Source organism: Ammoniphilus sp. YIM 78166, assembly GCF_004522215.1.
GTDB lineage: Bacteria > Bacillota > Bacilli > Aneurinibacillales > RAOX-1 > YIM-78166.
In genome coordinates, this window is sequence record NZ_SDLR01000002.1 from 426,461 (window position 1) to 444,666 (window position 18,206).

Sequence of the window (18,206 nt, forward strand, 5' to 3'; positions counted from 1 at the left end):
CTCTTGAACGAACCAGAATCGTTAGGTTATACTAGCCTTGGTTAATGAAGTCCATGATCATTTGCTTCGTGACCGTCTGCCTAGAAGGGAGATGATGCTTAGCCGCCAATTGGTTGATTTCAGCTGTAACCTGATTGATTGCCTCTAGAGTGAACTCCTCGCCATTCATTGCTTGCTTGACCACTTTTTCAATCTCACTTTCCCTAACCTTGTCCAATCTTCGATAAGACTCTACAAGACTCACCGTTTGATTAACCTTTTTTGATATTTCAAGATGCACACTCATTTTCATTTATCCTCCATTCCTCTTATGCTCATTCGATTATAATGAAACCCCATATTATTTACAAGCAATTGAATATCTAGGGAAGGAGCCGTTTATGCTGCACTGGACCCCTCGCGAAAAAAAACTTGCCGTATTGTTAGGATTATCCTTAGCCTTCCTTTTAAGTATGAGCTATGTCATCTGGAGCACGGATTCTGTGAAGGAAGATTCTATGCCGTTCGAAGCCAAGCTTTATGAAGAACCGGTGGCAGAGGGGGAGGTTACTGCTCCCCTTACAGAACTAGAAACGATTTGGGTTGATGTAAAAGGGGCCGTCCATCGACCTGGAGTGTATGAGCTGGCCAGTAGTTCGCGAGTCTACCAAGCTCTAGAGGCTAGCGGGGGTATGCTTGCCGAGGCAGAAACCAGAGCTGTTAACTTAGCGAAGACTCTTCAAGATGGTGAAATGGTGTATATTCCCTTAAAGGGAGAAGAGCCCTTGCCCATGCCAAGCGTTAGCAGCGGGAAAGCAGGCTCCCGCGTCAACATCAACACAGCGACGGCTGAAGAACTGGACCAGCTTCCTGGGATTGGAGCAGTCAAGGCTGCTGCTATTGTCGAGTACCGAGAAAAACAAGGCCGTTTTGAAAGAGAAGAGGATTTGAAGAAGGTTACAGGGATTGGGGACAAGTTATTTGAAAAGGTAAAGGAACAGATTAGCGTGAAGTAACAATGCGGTTGACAGATTTAGGATCAAAACGTATGATCAACTTAATGTTCAGAAGAAAAAGATTTTTAAGGGGGAACGAAGATGACGCAAGAACGCAAACTAGGCTTTGAGACCATTGCACTACATGGAGGGCAGACGCCGGATCCAACGACCAATTCAAGGGCGGTTCCGATTTACCAGACATCCTCTTATGTATTCAATGATACAGAACATGCGGCTAATTTATTCGCACTTAAGGAATTTGGAAACATTTACACTCGCATTATGAACCCCACTCAAGATGTGTTTGAGCAGCGTGTAGCGCAGCTTGAAGGTGGGGTTGCCGCTCTAGCTACCTCTTCTGGCCAGTCAGCGATTACATACTCGATCCTCAACATCGCCCAAGCGGGTGATGAGATTGTGGCATCAAGCAGCCTTTATGGAGGTACTTATGCGTTGTTTGCGCATACCTTCCCGAAGATGGGCATTAAGGTATCTTTTGCCGATGTGGACCAACCCGATCAATTTAGGGACAAGATTAATGAAAAGACTAAGGCCGTCTTTATCGAAACGATAGGAAATCCTCGCATCAATGTCGCTGATATCGAGAAGATTGCTGACATCGCACATGAGTATGGGTTGCCTTTAATTGTAGATAACACCTTCGCATCTCCATATCTGTGCCGTCCGATTGAGCATGGAGCGGACATCGTTGTACACTCTGCTACTAAATTTATCGGTGGCCACGGCACTTCTATCGGCGGAATTATCGTAGACTCCGGTAAATTTGATTGGAGCTCTGGCAAGTTTCCTTTGCTTACAGAGCCGGATCCAAGCTATCACGGCTTGGTCTATACTCAAGCCCTTGGCCCATTAGCTTATATCATTAAGGCTAGAGTGACTTTGTTGCGAGATATTGGGGCTGCTGTGGCTCCGTTTAATGCCTTCTTATTCTTGCAAGGGCTAGAAACACTTCATTTGCGAATGGAACGCCATGTAGAGAATGCCAAAAAGGTAGCCGAATTTTTAGAGCAGCATGAGCTGGTTTCTTGGGTCAACTACCCAGGACTAGAAAGCAACGCTTATTATTCGCTAGCTAAAAAATACATGCCTAAGGGAGCAGGCTCCATTTTTACCTTTGGACTTAAGGGTGGACTGGAGGAAGGAAAGAAATTTATCAACAGCCTTCAATTGTTCTCGCATCTTGCCAATGTAGGAGATGCTAAGTCTTTGGTTATTCATCCTGCCAGCACGACTCACCAGCAGCTGGATGAAGAGAGCCAACGCCTGGCGGGAGTAACCCCTGATATGGTCAGGTTATCAATCGGATTAGAAACCGCGGATGATTTGATTTGGGATCTGGATCAAGCCTTGCGGGCAAGTCAACAGTAATCATAAGAAGACAGGGATTAGACGAATGCGTCTGGCTCCTGTCTTTTTCTATTCAGACCTATTTTTGAAACTTGAAGCATAAAATGTAAATAAATTAGAAAAAAGGGGGAGATGGTTACGAGAACTCTAGTTGATGTACTTAAACGGTTTGACTGTTGTTAAAATTCTTAAGGAGGACGACCTGTTGAGAGTAGTAGTACTCGGTGTTGGAGGCGTAGGTCAGGTTTGTGCGGCGGAGTTGGCAAAAAAATCTTATGTGAAAACACTCATCCTTGGAGATATTTCCATCGATTACGCGGAGGAATTTATTAATAAACTTCGTTCCGCTACGAAAACGGAAATTCTCGTGCACCGTGTGGACGCAAGCAAAGTTGAAAGTGTTGTTCAAGTGTCGCGCAAAGCAGATGTTCTCATTCATGCGGGCTTACCGGATTACAATATTCCTGTCATGAAAGCCTGTTTGGAAACGGGAACCCACTATATTGATATGGCCTCTAATGGTCCTAAGTGGTTGTTGGAGCAGCTGGACTGGGATCCTATATTTAAGAAAAGAGGCATTCTGGGAATAATGGGAATAGGTTGCGATCCCGGCTTTTCCAATATAGCTGCCCGATATGCTGTAGATCAGATGGATAGCGTACAATCTATCATGATACGAGATGGCGATAATTCGATGGTCGATTATGATGGGTTTTGTGCTTATTTCAGTCCTCAAACCGCTATCAAAGAGTGTCTTGCCAAACCGAACTACTGGACCGCAGATCAGGGAGAGCAATTTTTTCCGGATCCGTTCTTTAATAAAGAGGAATTTGAATTTCCCGAGCCGATCGGCTGGTTAGATTGCTATAATGTAGAGCATGAAGAAGTAACCACTCTCGGAGAAACGATCGGAAAGCAAAAGGGATGTCAATATATTGATTTTAAGTACGCCCTACACCCTGATTTTGTCAATACACTCAAAGTTTTAGCCTATCTAGGATTAGATAGCGACGAAATGATCGAGGTGAATGGAGTCAGCGTGATCCCGCGAGACGTCGTGGTGACAACGATGCCAAAACCGGCTGATTTAGCAGGTAAGATCCATGGATTTTCCTGCGTTGGTGCCCTCGTGAAGGGGATTCAAGGGGATCGCAGCAAAGAACTGTATGTTTACACTTTGGCTAACCATGATGAAGTTTATAAAAAAACAGGATTCCAGGCTACCGTTTGGCAGACCGGTGTTCCACCCGTAGCTGCCGTAGAACTCATCGCTACCGACGTACTAAAGGGGAAGCATGGATGTATTCCTCCTGAACTGATTGATCCGATACCTTTTTTAACGATCTTAAAGACCATGGGTATGGAATGGCATGTTATTGAAAAAACGGGACCTATCACGAAGCGGAATACCGCTTGAAAGAAGGAAATTACTCAAATTACAAGGTGATTTGATTATCATAGATAATAAAAAAGTGAGGATGTTTACCAAGGGAAAGGCCCTTGGCAAACATCCTCTGTTTATTAACCTACATGATACGTTTCGAGACGCTTGCGTCGCGTTTCAATATAGGGGCTGACGTAAGGACCAAAGGAATACTTATCTTCAATATAGATCTGGTGCCAGAGCATGAATACCAGGATCGTCCAGAGTTTTCTTCCATAGTCGGCTTTGCCTTCTTTGTGTTCATCTAGCATATAAAGAACAAAGGCCTTATTGATGAATTCGTCTACATTGGCATCATAAATAAGCTCTTTAGCCCATTGATAAAAGTCATTTCTCAGCCAATGTCTCGTCGGAACAGGAAACCCAAGCTTTTTCCTGGATTTAATCTGCGGCGGGAGAATGTCTTTCATGGCTTCTCGCAGGACATGCTTGGTGGTCCCATTGGCAATCTTGTATTGGGTAGGAATGCGAGCAGCAAATTCAAAGACCTTAGGATCGACAAAAGGAACGCGAAGCTCCAATGAATTAGCCATGGTCATCTTATCAGCTTTCATGAGAATATTGCCGCGCAGCCAAGTGTGAATATCCAAATATTGCATTTTAGTTACATCGTCATAATGCTGGGCGTTCTTATAAATGGCGGAAGTCAAATCCTTTGCTGCGGTATACAGGGGATCTGCAGCCAGATTTTTCATCGTCACTTTTTCTTTTAGCTCCTCAGAGAAAATCAGTGCATTCCCGAAGAATCGTTCCTCTACGGACTTCGATCCGCGTATCATGAAGCTCTTTCCTCGTGTCCCTTCCGGCAAGAGTTCTGCCGCATGGCGAAGGGAGGATTTAAGGAAGCCGGGCATATGGGAAAACATGCGCAAGGAGTGAGGCTCCCGGTAAATATTATAACCGCCAAAAAACTCATCCGCACCTTCACCCGATAACACAACCGTTACATGCTTGCTTGCAAGCTCTGCCACGAAATATAAAGCGATGGCTGAAGGATCAGCTACAGGTTCGTCTTGATGCCAGATTAACCGAGGCAATTCTTCCAAATAACGGTCAGCACTAATTTTTACCTCATGGTGATCCGTCTTCAGAAAGCGCGAAGTTTCCCTTGCAATGTCAAGCTCGCTGTAGCCGGGGATGTCAAAGCCAACGGTAAAGGTTTTGACATCCTCGTATTGCTTAAGAAGAGCTACGATACTGCTAGAGTCAATTCCGCTAGAGAGAAAAGCCCCGCGAGGAACATCACTTACCCTATGCTTATTAACGGAATCGGTAAGAATCTCGCGAGTCCCCTCCACAAAATAAGAGAAAGGCTTGTCTTCAGGCTGAAATTGGACTTCCCAATAGGGCTGAATCTTGAACTCATCGTCCTGAAGTGTAAAAAAGTGTCCAGGAGGCAGCTTGTGGATGCCATCGAACATGGTTTCAGGGTCTGGAACATATTGAAAGGTAAGATAGTGATAGAAAGAAGTAGGATTCACCTTTTTCTCCACACCGGCTACCTGCAAAAGACTTTTAATTTCTGAGCCGAACGCATAGCTTTGATCGGTTTGGGTCCAATAGAATGGCTTGATGCCAAAATGATCTCTCGCGCCGAAGAGAATGTTTTTCTTTTTGTCCCATATGACAAATCCAAACATGCCCCTTAGGTGTTTAGCGCAATCGAAACCTACCTCCTCATAGAGGTGGACGATCGTTTCCGTGTCAGACTCCGTTTTGAAGTGGTGTCCTCTTTCTTTTAGCCACTTTTGAAGTTCCAAGTAATTATAGATTTCTCCGTTAAACGCAATCCAAATGTCGCCATCCTCATTGCAAAGGGGTTGTTTTCCCCCTTCTAGATCAATAATGCTTAATCTGCGAAAGCCAAGGCCAATGTGACTGTCTACATGGAAGCCTTGATCATCAGGGCCTCTGTGAATGATCAGGTCCGTCATAGCTTTAAGATTTTGCTGGGAAAGTGGTTGCTTTCTTTTATTATAAAGAGCGACAAATCCGCACATAGCAAATGCTCCTTTTTAATCGAAATCGTTCAGAGTAAACTTTAACATTCTTTTAAGCTAGAATCAATCTTGTGGTACAATGTCGATAGCGTAAAAGGAGGGGAGTTCCATGCGGAAGTCTTGGGATGAATATTTTCTCGATATAGCAGATGTGGTAGGGACCCGTTCAACGTGCAATAAGCTTGCCGTAGGCTGTGTCATTGTTTTGGACAAAATGATCATTTCGACAGGATACAATGGCTCCATTCACGGTCATGAGCACTGCACCGATGTCGGATGCTTGCTCAACGAGGAAGGGAGATGCATTCGTACGATCCATGCCGAACAGAATGCGATTATCCATGCGAAGCGGGATGAAATAAAAGGAGCAACAGCTTACATTACTCATGAACCTTGTGAGACCTGTTCAAAGCTTCTTAATCAAGCTGGGATCAAGCGGATTGTTTTTAGGCATCGGTATAAGAATGACCGGAACCGCGTGTTTCTCAATGATATAGAGATGGTCCACTTACCCCGCACGACTTAACTTTTTTTTTGATGGGAATAAACGTATAATGGAATGATACTATAAAAAAACAATGGAGGAACATAATTGATGGATTCGTTGATCATGACTATTATGCAAGGGGCGGCACTGCTGGTTCGCTTGTATTACTTTGCGCTCATCGGACGCATCCTGCTATCTTGGTTGCCTCAATTGCAGGAAAATCGTTTTGCTGAATTCTTATATAACATTACAGAGCCCTATTTAGCGGTATTTCGCCGTTTTATTCCTCCGCTAGGAATGATTGATTTATCTCCGATTGTTGCCTTCTTCGTTTACAGTTGGATCTCGGATTTCTTGCTCCGCGGCTTGCATACCGTGTTAAGATTTCTTCTTGGCGCATAGAGAGACTGCTTTTCAATCTGAAAGCTCCACTTTTCCAGGGGGCTTTTTTTGTTGTTCTAAACAAGATAAGATGATCCTAAATAGCGAAAGGGGGCTTAGTCCTTGCAGTCAAGACCGCTGTATTGGATCAGTCTACTCGTGGCTTTGGGCATGATTCTATCGCATCTCGCAAGACAAGGAGAGTACGGATACTTGCTAGCAACTTTAGGTGGTGTACTTGTTTGTTCTGGATATTCGCTCCTTGCCCTAGCGGGAAGGGAACGGCTGATCGCCGTCCTCTGCTTTCTAGCAGGTTTTTCTTACTATGCGTGGGTGGATGGATCCAACATCACCATGTTGAAAGAGACGGATAAAGAGATCATCGTGTCGGGGGTTATTGCCTCTCCACCTCGTGTCGATGGAGACCTTGTGCGACTTCAATTAAAACTGACCAGCGCAGGAGGGCGAGAGGTGAGGGAGAAAGTGGAGGCCCGGATCCTACTCCAGAGCCAAGATGAGCAAACCCTCGCAAGAAAACTAATCGTAGGGGAACACCTAACCTTTTCCGCTCGCATAACCCCTCCTGATCTTCCTCGAAACCCAGGAACCTTCAATTACCGACAATTCCTCTATAATAAGAAGATTCATTGGATTGTTCATTCTTCTGCTTGGTCTAAGCTGGAAGTACGCCCAGCTTCGCCATGGAGACTTGATGTTCGGCTTCATCAGCTGCGAAACTTCCTTAGCGTATCTCTCGAACGAAGCTTCCCGGAAGATGCGGCAAAAGTGATGAAAGCTTTGCTCTTAGGCATCCGATCAGACTTGCCGATAACCGTAACGGATGTATACAGCAAGCTGGGGTTGATTCACTTGCTCGCCATATCCGGTCTGCATATGAGTATTATTTCAGGAGGGATTGTGGCTTTTCTGCGGTTTGTTGGACTAACTAGAGAAACAACCAACCTAGCAACCATGGGGGCCATCCCCATCTACATTGTATTGGCAGGAGCTTCGCCCTCCATTGTTCGATCAGGGATTATGGCCATGGTTGTCCTGTGGGGCCTTTATCTTCATCGTCCGCGAGAAGGGTTAAATTTATGGGGGACGGCATTGCTTATTATGCTGCTAATCGATCCTTATTACATATGGGATATCGGATTTCAATTATCTTTTCTAGTTACATGGGGGCTTATTCAATTCGTTCCTCTAATCATGCCTTGGTTTAGCAGATTTCCTTTAGTCATCTCTTCTCTATTAGCCGTATCTCTCACGGCTCAGCTAGTATCCTTTCCTCTCAGCATTTTTTACTTCCACCAGTACCACCTCCTATCATTAGCAGTTAATATATTATTTGTACCCTTATTTTCTCTGATTATCATTCCGTTTGGTTTTGCCTTGTTTGTTATGGGGCTGATTCACCCAAGCTTGGTATGGCTTTGGACGGTAGGGATTGACCAGCTTCTACTCGGATTGGGTCCTATACTGGAGAAAATCACGGTTTGGCCCGTTTTTCAATTGTATATCCCGTCACCGCCCTTGTGGTGGTTGGGACTATATTACATTGTTCTTTATAGCGGAATATGGATAATAAAGAGAAATAAGGGGTTCTGGCTCCTGTCCTTAGGCCTAGTTGGGATCACCCTTTTTATCTTGCAGTTGGATAAAAATAAGGTTGAGATAACCTTTTTAGATGTGGGACAGGGTGATGCGATCGTAGTTCAAATGCCCCAAAATCTAGTCTATCTCATTGATGGCGGTGGCGTTCTAGCTTATGATAAAGAAGATTGGAAGAAACGGCAGAAAACCTTTGATCCGGGTAAAGACATTCTGCTCCCTTTTTTGAAATCGAAAGGAATTCAGAACATCGACAAGCTAATCATGACGCACGGGGATGTAGATCACATAGGAGGATTAGCTTCTATTGTGAGAGAAATGCCGGTTGGTCTAGCGCTCTTTAATGGCATAGCTCCCACAGGCAAGGAGGAAAAAGAGCTTTTCGAGCTTCTAAAGGAAAAAGGTGTCCCCATTTACCAAGGAAAGCGAGGAATGGAATGGTCGGAGGCAGCAGATATAAAATGGAAGATCCTCCATCCGGGTATTCTCCAAGCTTCGGCCTCGGGAAATAATCAATCGCTCGTTTTGCAGCTTGAAGCTTATCATTATAAAGTGATGTTCACTGGAGATGTGGAGCGCGAGGGGGAGTTGGAGATCTTGGAGAACTACTCGCTCGCTCCCGTTCATGTGCTTAAGGTAGCTCACCATGGAAGCAACACGTCGACGATCGAGGAATGGGTGAAGGCACTTCAACCGGCTATTTCTGTCATTTCAGCAGGGCAGAAAAATCGCTATGGCCATCCCCATAAGCAGACGGTAGAAAACCTAAAAGCCGTCCCTAGCCGAATTTATCGAACAGATGAGCAGGGGGCTGTGATACTCGAATTACATCCAGGAAAAATTCGGATTTGGTCTTACCTGCAACTTTTTGAGAAGGACCGGCGTCAGAAAGATATCAGAGGGGGGAACACAAGTGACTGAAGCAGATCTGATCAGAGCTGCGCAAGCGGGCGATCGCGACGCCCTGATTCAACTCTTGAGAAATATAGAAAAGTCGGTTTATAAGACGGCTTATTATATATTAAAAAATGAGCAAGATGCTATGGATGCTGCCCAAGAAGCATTGATTAAAGTGTACAACAAGATTGATACATTCCAGGAAAAGGCCAAGTTTTCTACTTGGGTTCAAAGAATTGTTACCAATATATGCATTGATCACTGCCGCAAGCGTAAAGAGACCATGTCGATTGATGAACATGAGCTGCCGCTTCAAGATCAAACCGATGTGGAAGAGGAAGTGCAGATGACCTACATGGCAAAGGATATTCGAGAAGCCATTAACCTATTGCCAGAGCAGCACCGTACGGTTGTGGTCATGAGATATATTCAGGACTATTCTTATAATGAAATTTCGGAGGCCTTGGAGCTTCCCTTGAATACCGTTAAATCCCACTTATTCAGAGCCAGACAACAACTACAAAAGCTTCTTCAGGAATATCAGAAAGGTGGTGTTCAGGTATGAGGTGCGAAGAGGTGGTAGATTTTATGCAGCGAAGCTTTGATCATGATTTATCGCCAGAAGAGCTCTCTCTGATGGAGGAGCACCTATGCTCATGCAGCGAATGCCAGAAGTTGTACGAAGACCTAAAGGCTTTGCATCTGCAGCTAGAGTCTCTTCCCGACGTAGAACCGCCGAAGAGTTTAGTTGATGCCATCCTGCCTGCATTACATGAACCAAAAGAAAGTCTTCCAAGTCCTGTGCCCCCCCCTCTTAAGGCTCGCAAGCTTATTTGGAAGTCTTGGTCTTATTGGATAGGTGGTGCTGCAGCGGTGATCCTGCTTCTTCTGACTGCACCGCAGCTAATGAAAGAACCAGAACTCAATATGGCAGGGGTGGAAGAGAAGGCAGACCAGAGCCTGATGAGGTCAATGGAAATCCCCGCAGAGCAGGAAAATCAACCGGAAATGGCGAGAAAATCAACAGAATCAGCAAATGAAAATGACCCACAGCAAGACATGGCTTCTTTGGCGGTTCCTGAGCCACAAGTCTTGCAGAAGGATAATCAGCCGCAGAACCACGAAACATCTGACAAGGAAGACAGTGCTATTGCCAGTAAAAGAGCGATTGAGCCGGATCTTGAGAAGCCAACCAAACCACAAGATACGGAGAATATGGCTATGATGGCTATTCCAGAGACGGTTCCAGAGGAGCAAGCTCGAGTGGAAGAGGGACCGACTATGAGCTTAATGGCCGAACAGCCTGAAGAAAAAAAGCAGCAGCCTGGAAGAGATTTGTTTTTCTCTCCAAACGGAAATTGGAGTGCCCATGTGGAGGGGCAGCAAGTGATTGTAGCCGACCTGCAAGGAAATGAAGTTTTCCGCAGCCATGAATGGAAAGGCACGGTCTACGTTTCCGTGGAGTGGATCGATGATCAAACCGTGCTCTATACCCTTTTCCCAGTCAATGGGACTCAAGGGGAAGAAGGTGTGACACAGCCAGAAAAATGGACCATCGATCTAAAGCAAGGACAGGAACAAAAGCAATAACTCCCGCGTATAGTATAGCAAGTCATTAAATTCTGCTTCCCGTCTGGCTGCTCAAGCCTAGGATGTAGCGGCCGGACGTTTACATATTCGGGAAAAAAGGTAAAACCGCAGTCCATCGGGGCTGCGGTTTTTGTGCTATAATAAAGTCTCAAAGGCAAGGCTATGAGGTGAAGTCATGGAATACCGAAGTGTGATGAAAGACATTCAGCAAGGGCAGATCAAACCCGTTTATTTGCTGTATGGAACAGAGACCTTTCTGATCGAAGAGTTTATACATTTTCTACGAGATAAAGTGCTGGATGAACAGTTCCTAGATTTTAATTTTAGTGTGTATGACCTACAGGAGACCCCTATACAGCATGCCGTAATGGATGCAGAGACGCATCCGTTTATGGGGGAAAAAAGAGTCGTGGTAGCTAAGAATGCTTTGTTCTTGACAGGAGCCAAATCATCCGGGAACGTAGAGCATCAGGTTGAAGCCTTGCAAACCTATATAGAAAGTCCAATCGAAACAAGCCTTTTGATCTTGACTGTTATGCAGGACAAGCTAGATGAACGAAAAAAATTAGTCAAGACGCTAAAGGCAAACAAGGCAGATGTGCCTTTCATGCACCTGAAGGACCAAGAGTTGTGGAGCTGGATGAGAAGAAGGGCGCAGAAGCTAGGGGTTCAAATTGAGGATCAGGCGGTCCAGACCTTAGACCGCATCGTGGGCAATGATCTCCGCCGCTTACAGCAGGAGCTGGACAAGATGTCCTCGTATGTCGGTTCACAAGGGCGAATAACGGAAGAGGTCGTTTATCAGCTTGCATCCCGTACTTTAGAACAAGACATTTTCGGCCTAATAGAAAAGGTTTCTCGGCTTGAGATCGATCAAGCTCTAAGAATTTACTACGACTTATTAAAGAATAAGGAAGAACCGCTGACCGTCCTTAGTTTGTTAGCTCGACAGTTTCGCTTAATTCTCCAGGTCAAGGTCATGAGCGCAAAAGGGTATTCTCAGCAGCAGATTGCATCAGCTCTTAGCATGCATCCCTATCCCGTAAAGCTAGCGGCTGAAAAGTCTCAACGGTTTAAGGAGTCGGCATTGAGAAATATATTAGCTTATTTGGCCGAGGAGGATTATCGCATCAAATCTGGAAAAATGGATAAGGTGCTTTCCCTTGAGCTTTTTTTCATGAGGCTGCGGGATATGATTCAATAAAACAAAAAAAGAGTGTTCTTGTCTTAGGTACAAGAACACTCTTTTTTATGGTAAGTGATTAAGCAGTAACGCCGTTCACTTTTTGAGCCAAGCGAGACTTTCTGCGAGAAGCTTCATTCTTATGAATAAGACCTTTAGTCACAGCCTTGTCAAGCTTCTTAGCTGCAAATTTATAAGCTACTTGAGCTGCAGCCACGTCGTTTGTAGCAACTGCTACTTCTACCCCTTTCAACGCTGTGCGAAGGGCAGACTTTTGTGCTGCACGCTGAAGACGTCTTTTTTCATTCGTCTTGGTACGCTTAATTTGAGATTTAATATTTGGCATCAGATTCACCTCCTTGGTGCATCCATAAATAACATTCGCTGAAGTTAGCAACAGAAAATATTCTATCATGCCGAAAATAGAAATGCAATAACGGAGTTGTATAAAAGTAAGGCAAACTTAGCATTATAATTATAGAATAGTTGTGAAAAAATGGAAGATAAGGAGATGTAGAATCATGTCACAAGAAAAGACGGATCATGATCTTGATCTCAGCCAGTATGCTATACGGACGGATCTTGCTCTCGAAGCACATCAATTAACTACAGAAAGAACAGGTGTTCCCTACATTCCGGGTGTAGAGATGATAACCAAGGAAGAACAAGGGGTTAGAATTACTAGAGTCCACGTGCAGGATCAGCAAGGCGCTCAATCCATTGGGAAAATGCCAGGACATTACTTAACCATTGAGGCTACTGGTCTCCGAAGAAAGGATACGGAGCTTCAAAATAAAGTGGCGACTCAGTTTGCGCAAGCTTTTAGCCAGTTTCTGGCCGATCTTGGAATCGACAAAGAAGCAAAAGCGCTAGTGGTCGGATTGGGGAACTGGAATGTAACGCCTGATGCCCTCGGCCCGATTGTCGTGGAAAACCTGTTAGTCACTCGTCACCTGTTTGAGCTAATGCCCGAGCATGTGGATGAAGGATATCGCGCGGTTAGTGCCCTCTCACCTGGAGTACTAGGGATTACAGGCATAGAAACAAGCGAAATTGTGTACGGGGTCGTGGAGCGAACCAAGCCAGACTTTGTTATAGCCGTAGATGCATTGGCATCGAGATCGATTGAAAGAGTGAACAGTACCATTCAAATTTCTGATACGGGGATTAACCCAGGCTCCGGAGTAGGAAACAAGCGACGTCCACTTACCCGTGAAACCTTAGGCGTTCCAGTTATCGCCATTGGTGTCCCGACTGTTGTCGATGCCGTCTCCATAGCGAGTGACACTATAGATTATGTGCTTTCGCACATGGGTAGACAGATGCGCGAAAATGCCAATCCTGCCCCTGCCAGCCGTCTTACTCCTGCGGGTTTTAATTTGCCGGGTAAGCCAAAGCCTTTCGCAGAGGAAGACCGACCTTCAGAGGAAGGGAAAAAAGTAATTATGGGTCTTGTAGGAACCCTGCCGGAACAGGAAAAGCGAGAGCTTATTCGTGAGGTTTTACAGCCGTTAGGACATAATTTGATTGTAACGCCAAAAGAAGTGGATGAATTTGTGGAGGACATGGCCAATATTATCGCTAACGGGTTAAATGCGGCTCTCCATGACATTATTGATATGAACAATGTTTCGGCTTACACGCATTGATTGTTAAAGGAGTGATGTTTCTAATGAAATGGAGAATCCAATTCATCGTTCTCGTCATGTTCATGTCTTGTTTAGTCATAGGGGGGATTCACTTAGCGGAAAAAGGAATCCATCGCGTGGAGGGCTTGGATCATGAGCCCAAGCAATCTTTTGACATTACTCGCGCAGAACATGGGAAGCTTGAAATGACGGTGTTGGGCAGACAGTATTCATTAGAGCAAGACATCATTCCTGAGCGATCAAGTCCACCCCCATCTGAAAGGCCATCGGAAAATTGGGCGAGTAAGATTGGAAACGAAGTGGGGACTTGGATGACCTTGGCTTCTCAAAAACTAATGGGGTGGCTTCTAGGCTAAAGGACGAAATCCATGAAAGGCATTGCTTCCGGTAACCTCCCCTGCTATAATCAAACTTAGTGCATTTTTTGGCCTCAGGGAGGTATTTGCTAAACATGGACAGACGTGAAAGACAAAAGAAGATACGCAATTTTTCTATAATTGCTCATATTGATCATGGAAAATCTACCCTAGCGGATCGTTTGCTGGAGTTTACTGGAACTCTAAGCGATAGGGAAAAAGAAGACCAATTTCTGGACTCTATGGATTTAGAAAGAGAACGAGGCATTACGATCAAGCTCAACGCCGTTCGCCTAAAGTATAAGGCTAAAGATGGCGAGGAATATATTCTCCATTTGATTGACACTCCCGGACACGTAGACTTTACCTATGAAGTCTCTAGAAGCCTTGCCGCTTGTGAAGGAGCCCTGTTGGTAGTTGATGCTGCTCAGGGGATTGAAGCCCAAACCTTGGCAAACGTCTATTTAGCCTTGGACAATAATCTAGAGATCTTGCCTGTCATTAATAAAATTGATTTGCCTAGTGCAGAACCGGAACGAGTAAAGAGAGAAGTAGAAGACGTCATAGGTTTGGATGCAAGTGATGCTGTACTCGCCTCTGCGAAGGCTGGCATCGGGATTGAAGAGATCTTGGAGCAAGTTGTACAGAAGGTACCTGCTCCCCAAGGGGATCCAGACGAACCATTACAAGCCCTGATCTTTGATTCTTACTACGATGCTTATCGGGGTGTTATCGCGAATGTTCGGGTCGTTAATGGGACCATTCGCAAAGGTATGAAAGTAAGAATGATGGCTACAAACAAGGTGTTTGAGGTTACGGAAGTAGGAACCTCTGCTCCGTTTCCTATGGCTGTAGATGAACTTACTGTTGGTGATGTTGGGTTTGTTGCTGCGAGCATTAAGTCGGTTGGCGACACTCGCGTGGGGGATACCATCACGAGTGCGGAGAAGCCAGCACAGGAACCTCTTCCAGGTTATCGAAAGATCAATCCTATGGTATTCTGCGGACTCTATCCCGTAGATACGTCAGAATACAATGACCTTCGTGAAGCCCTGGAAAAGCTCCAGCTCAATGATGCGTCCTTACAGTTTGAACCGGAAACCTCTCAAGCCCTAGGCTTCGGATTCCGTTGCGGCTTCCTCGGCCTTCTTCATATGGAGATCATTCAGGAAAGAATTGAACGTGAGTTCAATATTACGTTGATCACCACGGCACCAAGTGTTATTTTTCATGTGACCAAGACAGATGGAGAGCAGCTTATTATCGACAACCCATCGAAGATGCCTGATGCCCAATTTATTGATTTTGTAGAGGAGCCTTTCGTAAAAGCGTCGATCATGGTGCCGAAGGATTTCGTTGGGGCCATTATGGAATTGTGTCAAGGCAAGCGCGGGGAATTCATGGATATGCAGTACATTGACGAAAATCGTGTGCAGCTAACCTATGAAATGCCTTTAGCGGAAATCGTTTACGACTTTTTTGATCAGTTGAAATCCGGAACAAAAGGTTACGCTTCTTTTGACTATGAACTGATCGGATATCGCCAATCCAAGCTGGTGAAGATGGATATCATGCTGAACGCAGAAGTAGTCGATGCTTTGTCCATTATTGTTCATAAGGATTCAGCATATGCCCGAGGCAAACTGCTTTGTGAGAAGCTGAAAGAATTGATCCCAAGGCAAATGTTTGAGGTGCCAATCCAAGCCGCTATCGGCAAAAAGATTGTAGCCCGCGAAACGATTAAAGCGATGCGGAAGAATGTATTGGCTAAATGCTACGGAGGAGACATTTCCCGTAAGCGTAAGCTGTTGGAGAAGCAAAAAGAAGGAAAGAAACGTATGAAGCAAGTGGGGAACGTGGAAGTTCCACAGGAAGCGTTCATGGCTGTTTTGCAGATGGATAAAAAGTAGGAAGAGGCAGGCTTTGGCATTTTTCGCCAAAGCCTTTATCTATATTTGAAGGGGGAGGGGTTAGAATGCCCCATTCGGTCTATATTCATATTCCGTTTTGTACGAATAAATGCTACTATTGCGACTTTAATTCTTATGTCACAGACAATCAGCAATTGATTTGGGATTATCTATACGCCCTTGAGAAGGAGTTGGAACAAACCGTTCAGAGGGTTCCGGCAGAAGCGGTTAGGACCATTTTTGTAGGTGGCGGTACGCCCACTTTCCTTACGGCTGAGCAGATGAAATATTTCTTGCAGTCGGTGAATCATTGGCTTGCGAATCAGGAAGAAGATATAGAATTTACGATGGAAGCGAATCCAGGCACAACAGACTTGGATAAACTAATCATTATGAAAGAAGGCGGCGTTAACCGTTTGAGCTATGGTGTTCAAGCCTTTGATGACGAACTTCTAAAGCGAATCGGGCGTATTCATGATTCGGAGCAGGTCCTGCGCAGTATTGAAAATGCGAGAAAGGCAGGGTTTGGTAATATCTCTATCGATTTGATCTTCGGATTGCCTGGTCAGAACCTTCAAATCTTTCAGCGCACCCTTGACCAAGCTTTTGCACTAGGCTTGCAGCACTTCTCAGCCTATAGCTTAAAGGTAGAAGAGAACACAAAATTCCATGTGCTATATGAACGCAATCAGCTTGTTTTGCCCCCGGAGGAAGAGGAAGTCGCCATGTATGAGCTTGTCAGAAAAGAGATGGCCAGACACGGCTATCGCCAATACGAGATCAGCAATTTTGCGAAGCCTGGGTTTGAGAGCCGCCATAATCAAACCTACTGGAAAAATGAAGAGTACTATGGAATGGGGGCAGGGGCTCATGGTTATGTAAAAGGATTCCGCCATGTGAATGCTGGTCCCGTGCAGCAATACCTCCAGCTGGTTCAAGAAGGAGGGCTGCCCCGAGTAGAGGAGTTTGAAGTATCATCGCAAGAGGCGATGGAAGAATTTATGATTATGGGACTTCGCCTAATAGAAGGGGTTTCTAAGGAAGACTTCTTCCAGCGCTATCGGGTGCCGCTTGATCAAGTATTCGGAAAAGAAATCGAAGAGCTCATGGGACTAGGACTGCTTCAAGAAAAAGGTGATCGGATCATGTTGACGGAGCAAGGAATTCCTTTAGGCAATGAGGTTTTTCTTCGTTTCCTGACCAGTTGACAAGGGTCTAGCCAATTTGGTATTTTTATTAAGAAGGTTTTAGCACTCAACTTAATGGAGTGCTAATAATAAGGAGGGATCAGGTTGTTATCGACGAGACAAATCCAAATCCTTCATGCCATTGTAGATAACTATATTCGCCATGCCGAACCTGTCGGTTCACGGACCATTTCTAAGCGGGAGGATGTAGGGTATAGTTCAGCCACCATTCGCAATGAAATGGCTGATTTGGAAGAATTGGGATTTCTAGAGCAGCCTCACACGTCAGCGGGCCGCATCCCTTCACAGAAGGGGTATCGTTATTATGTAGACCACTTAGTTCAACCTTCTCAGCTTACGTATGGCGATGTAACGAATATTCGGAAGCTGTTTGCTGACAAGTATTATGCTTTTGAGCAGATTACTCAACAAACGGCTGCGATTCTATCCGGATTAACCAACTATACCTCGATTGTTTTAGGGCATGAGGTGATCGATGCTCGGTTGAAGCATATCCAGATCATTCCCCTTACATCAGATACAGCTGTAGCCATCATTGTGACGAATTCGGGCAAGGTTCAGAACAAAACGATCCATGTCCCTGATGGAGTTCCCATTAATGAGATTGAGAAGCTGGTGAATTTCCTTAATAGCAAGCTTGTGGGGATACCCCTGCACGAGTTAAGATCACAGATCCAGAGGGAACTTTCTACCGAGCTACAGAAGCTGATGGAAAACTTTCAGGCAGCTATTCAGATCCTTGAGAATACATTTACGCAAGAAGATATAGAAGAAAAGGTTGTCTTGAAAGGGACGACAAACATTATGATGCAGCCCGAGTTTCGGGATGTAGAAAAAGTGAAAGAGATATTCGATTTCCTAGAGAAGAATGAACAGTTGCTCAAACACTTTAGCCCGGCTCTACCTGGTATTCAGGTTCGAATCGGTACAGAAAATAGGGAAGATGCCATTAGTAATTGCAGTATTATTAGCGCTACGTATCATGTAGATGGGCAGCCAGTTGGCACAATTGGAATCTTGGGACCTACCCGAATGGAGTATGGAAAAGTGATTAGCGTGGTAGATTTTCTAGCTAAAGATCTTTCCCGAGCCCTAGAGAGATTCTACAGTGGTAAAGTCTAGCGGTAGCGCGGTTAAAAGAT

At 45.0% G+C, this 18,206-nt stretch carries 17 protein-coding genes; 14 read left to right on the forward strand and 3 right to left on the reverse strand.

The window, feature by feature from the left end:
* Nucleotides 1–31: 31 nt before the first annotated feature.
* On the reverse strand, nucleotides 32–286 hold the full coding sequence (locus tag EIZ58_RS08160) for a DUF2533 family protein (RefSeq protein WP_167577565.1): 255 nt from the start codon (nucleotides 284–286) through the stop codon (nucleotides 32–34).
* A gap of 94 nt (nucleotides 287–380) precedes the next feature.
* On the opposite strand from EIZ58_RS08160, the gene EIZ58_RS08165 reads away from it, so the two are divergent.
* The 3 genes from EIZ58_RS08165 (at nucleotide 381) to EIZ58_RS08175 (ending at nucleotide 3,762) form a co-directional block, all read left to right on the forward strand.
* Complete coding sequence (locus EIZ58_RS08165) at nucleotides 381–995, forward strand: helix-hairpin-helix domain-containing protein (RefSeq protein ID WP_134700112.1); 615 nt, start codon at nucleotides 381–383, stop codon at nucleotides 993–995.
* A gap of 81 nt (nucleotides 996–1,076) precedes the next feature.
* Nucleotides 1,077–2,366, forward strand: coding sequence for a homocysteine synthase (locus EIZ58_RS08170; RefSeq protein WP_134700113.1), 1,290 nt, complete (start codon nucleotides 1,077–1,079; stop codon nucleotides 2,364–2,366).
* Nucleotides 2,367–2,550: 184 nt separating this feature from the next.
* Nucleotides 2,551–3,762, forward strand: coding sequence for a saccharopine dehydrogenase family protein (locus tag EIZ58_RS08175; protein ID WP_134700114.1), 1,212 nt, complete (start codon nucleotides 2,551–2,553; stop codon nucleotides 3,760–3,762).
* 104 nt (nucleotides 3,763–3,866) lie between these two features.
* On the opposite strand, the gene asnB is transcribed toward EIZ58_RS08175, so the two are convergent.
* Nucleotides 3,867–5,789, reverse strand: coding sequence for an asparagine synthase (glutamine-hydrolyzing) (gene asnB / locus EIZ58_RS08180; RefSeq protein WP_134700115.1), 1,923 nt, complete (start codon nucleotides 5,787–5,789; stop codon nucleotides 3,867–3,869).
* A gap of 109 nt (nucleotides 5,790–5,898) precedes the next feature.
* On the opposite strand from asnB, the gene EIZ58_RS08185 reads away from it, so the two are divergent.
* From EIZ58_RS08185 to holA, 6 genes are all read left to right on the forward strand, one after another.
* Nucleotides 5,899–6,315 (forward strand): deoxycytidylate deaminase, encoded by a 417-nt coding sequence (locus tag EIZ58_RS08185; RefSeq protein WP_134700116.1) that lies wholly within the window; start codon nucleotides 5,899–5,901, stop codon nucleotides 6,313–6,315.
* Between the two features lie 69 nt (nucleotides 6,316–6,384).
* On the forward strand, nucleotides 6,385–6,678 hold the full coding sequence (locus tag EIZ58_RS08190; RefSeq protein WP_134700117.1) for a YggT family protein: 294 nt from the start codon (nucleotides 6,385–6,387) through the stop codon (nucleotides 6,676–6,678).
* 102 nt (nucleotides 6,679–6,780) lie between these two features.
* Nucleotides 6,781–9,192, forward strand: coding sequence for a DNA internalization-related competence protein ComEC/Rec2 (locus EIZ58_RS08195; protein WP_134700118.1), 2,412 nt, complete (start codon nucleotides 6,781–6,783; stop codon nucleotides 9,190–9,192).
* Nucleotides 9,185–9,733, forward strand: a complete 549-nt coding sequence (locus tag EIZ58_RS08200) for an RNA polymerase sigma factor (RefSeq protein WP_134700119.1) — start codon at nucleotides 9,185–9,187, stop codon at nucleotides 9,731–9,733. The genes EIZ58_RS08195 and EIZ58_RS08200 overlap by 8 nt, the downstream gene beginning before the upstream one ends.
* Nucleotides 9,730–10,758, forward strand: coding sequence for a zf-HC2 domain-containing protein (locus EIZ58_RS08205; protein WP_134700120.1), 1,029 nt, complete (start codon nucleotides 9,730–9,732; stop codon nucleotides 10,756–10,758). Before EIZ58_RS08200 ends, EIZ58_RS08205 begins: the two co-directional genes overlap by 4 nt.
* 175 nt (nucleotides 10,759–10,933) lie before the next feature.
* Nucleotides 10,934–11,962 carry a DNA polymerase III subunit delta gene (holA, locus tag EIZ58_RS08210; protein WP_134700121.1) on the forward strand — a complete coding sequence of 343 codons (1,029 nt, stop codon included), beginning with the start codon at nucleotides 10,934–10,936 and terminating at the stop codon, nucleotides 11,960–11,962.
* 58 nt (nucleotides 11,963–12,020) lie between these two features.
* Here the strand turns inward: holA and rpsT are convergent, their stop codons facing one another.
* Nucleotides 12,021–12,287: a 30S ribosomal protein S20 gene (rpsT, locus tag EIZ58_RS08215; RefSeq protein WP_134700122.1), complete on the reverse strand. Its 267-nt coding sequence runs from the start codon at nucleotides 12,285–12,287 to the stop codon at nucleotides 12,021–12,023.
* 175 nt (nucleotides 12,288–12,462) lie between these two features.
* On the opposite strand from rpsT, the gene gpr reads away from it, so the two are divergent.
* The 5 genes from gpr (at nucleotide 12,463) to hrcA (ending at nucleotide 18,186) form a co-directional block, all read left to right on the forward strand.
* Entirely contained in the window at nucleotides 12,463–13,590 is a 1,128-nt protein-coding gene (gene gpr / locus EIZ58_RS08220; RefSeq protein ID WP_134700123.1) for a GPR endopeptidase, read from the forward strand.
* 23 nt (nucleotides 13,591–13,613) lie between these two features.
* On the forward strand, nucleotides 13,614–13,946 hold the full coding sequence (locus EIZ58_RS08225; protein WP_167577566.1) for a DUF3679 domain-containing protein: 333 nt from the start codon (nucleotides 13,614–13,616) through the stop codon (nucleotides 13,944–13,946).
* Between the two features lie 95 nt (nucleotides 13,947–14,041).
* The gene (lepA, locus tag EIZ58_RS08230; protein WP_134700125.1) at nucleotides 14,042–15,856 is read left to right on the forward strand and encodes a translation elongation factor 4; all 1,815 of its coding nucleotides are present in this window, start codon (nucleotides 14,042–14,044) and stop codon (nucleotides 15,854–15,856) included.
* A gap of 65 nt (nucleotides 15,857–15,921) precedes the next feature.
* A complete protein-coding gene (gene hemW / locus EIZ58_RS08235) occupies nucleotides 15,922–17,064 on the forward strand; it encodes a radical SAM family heme chaperone HemW (RefSeq protein ID WP_134700126.1) in 1,143 nt (380 codons plus the stop codon).
* Nucleotides 17,065–17,148: 84 nt separating this feature from the next.
* Nucleotides 17,149–18,186, forward strand: coding sequence for a heat-inducible transcriptional repressor HrcA (gene hrcA / locus EIZ58_RS08240; RefSeq protein WP_134700127.1), 1,038 nt, complete (start codon nucleotides 17,149–17,151; stop codon nucleotides 18,184–18,186).
* The last annotated feature ends 20 nt before the right edge of the window (nucleotides 18,187–18,206 follow it).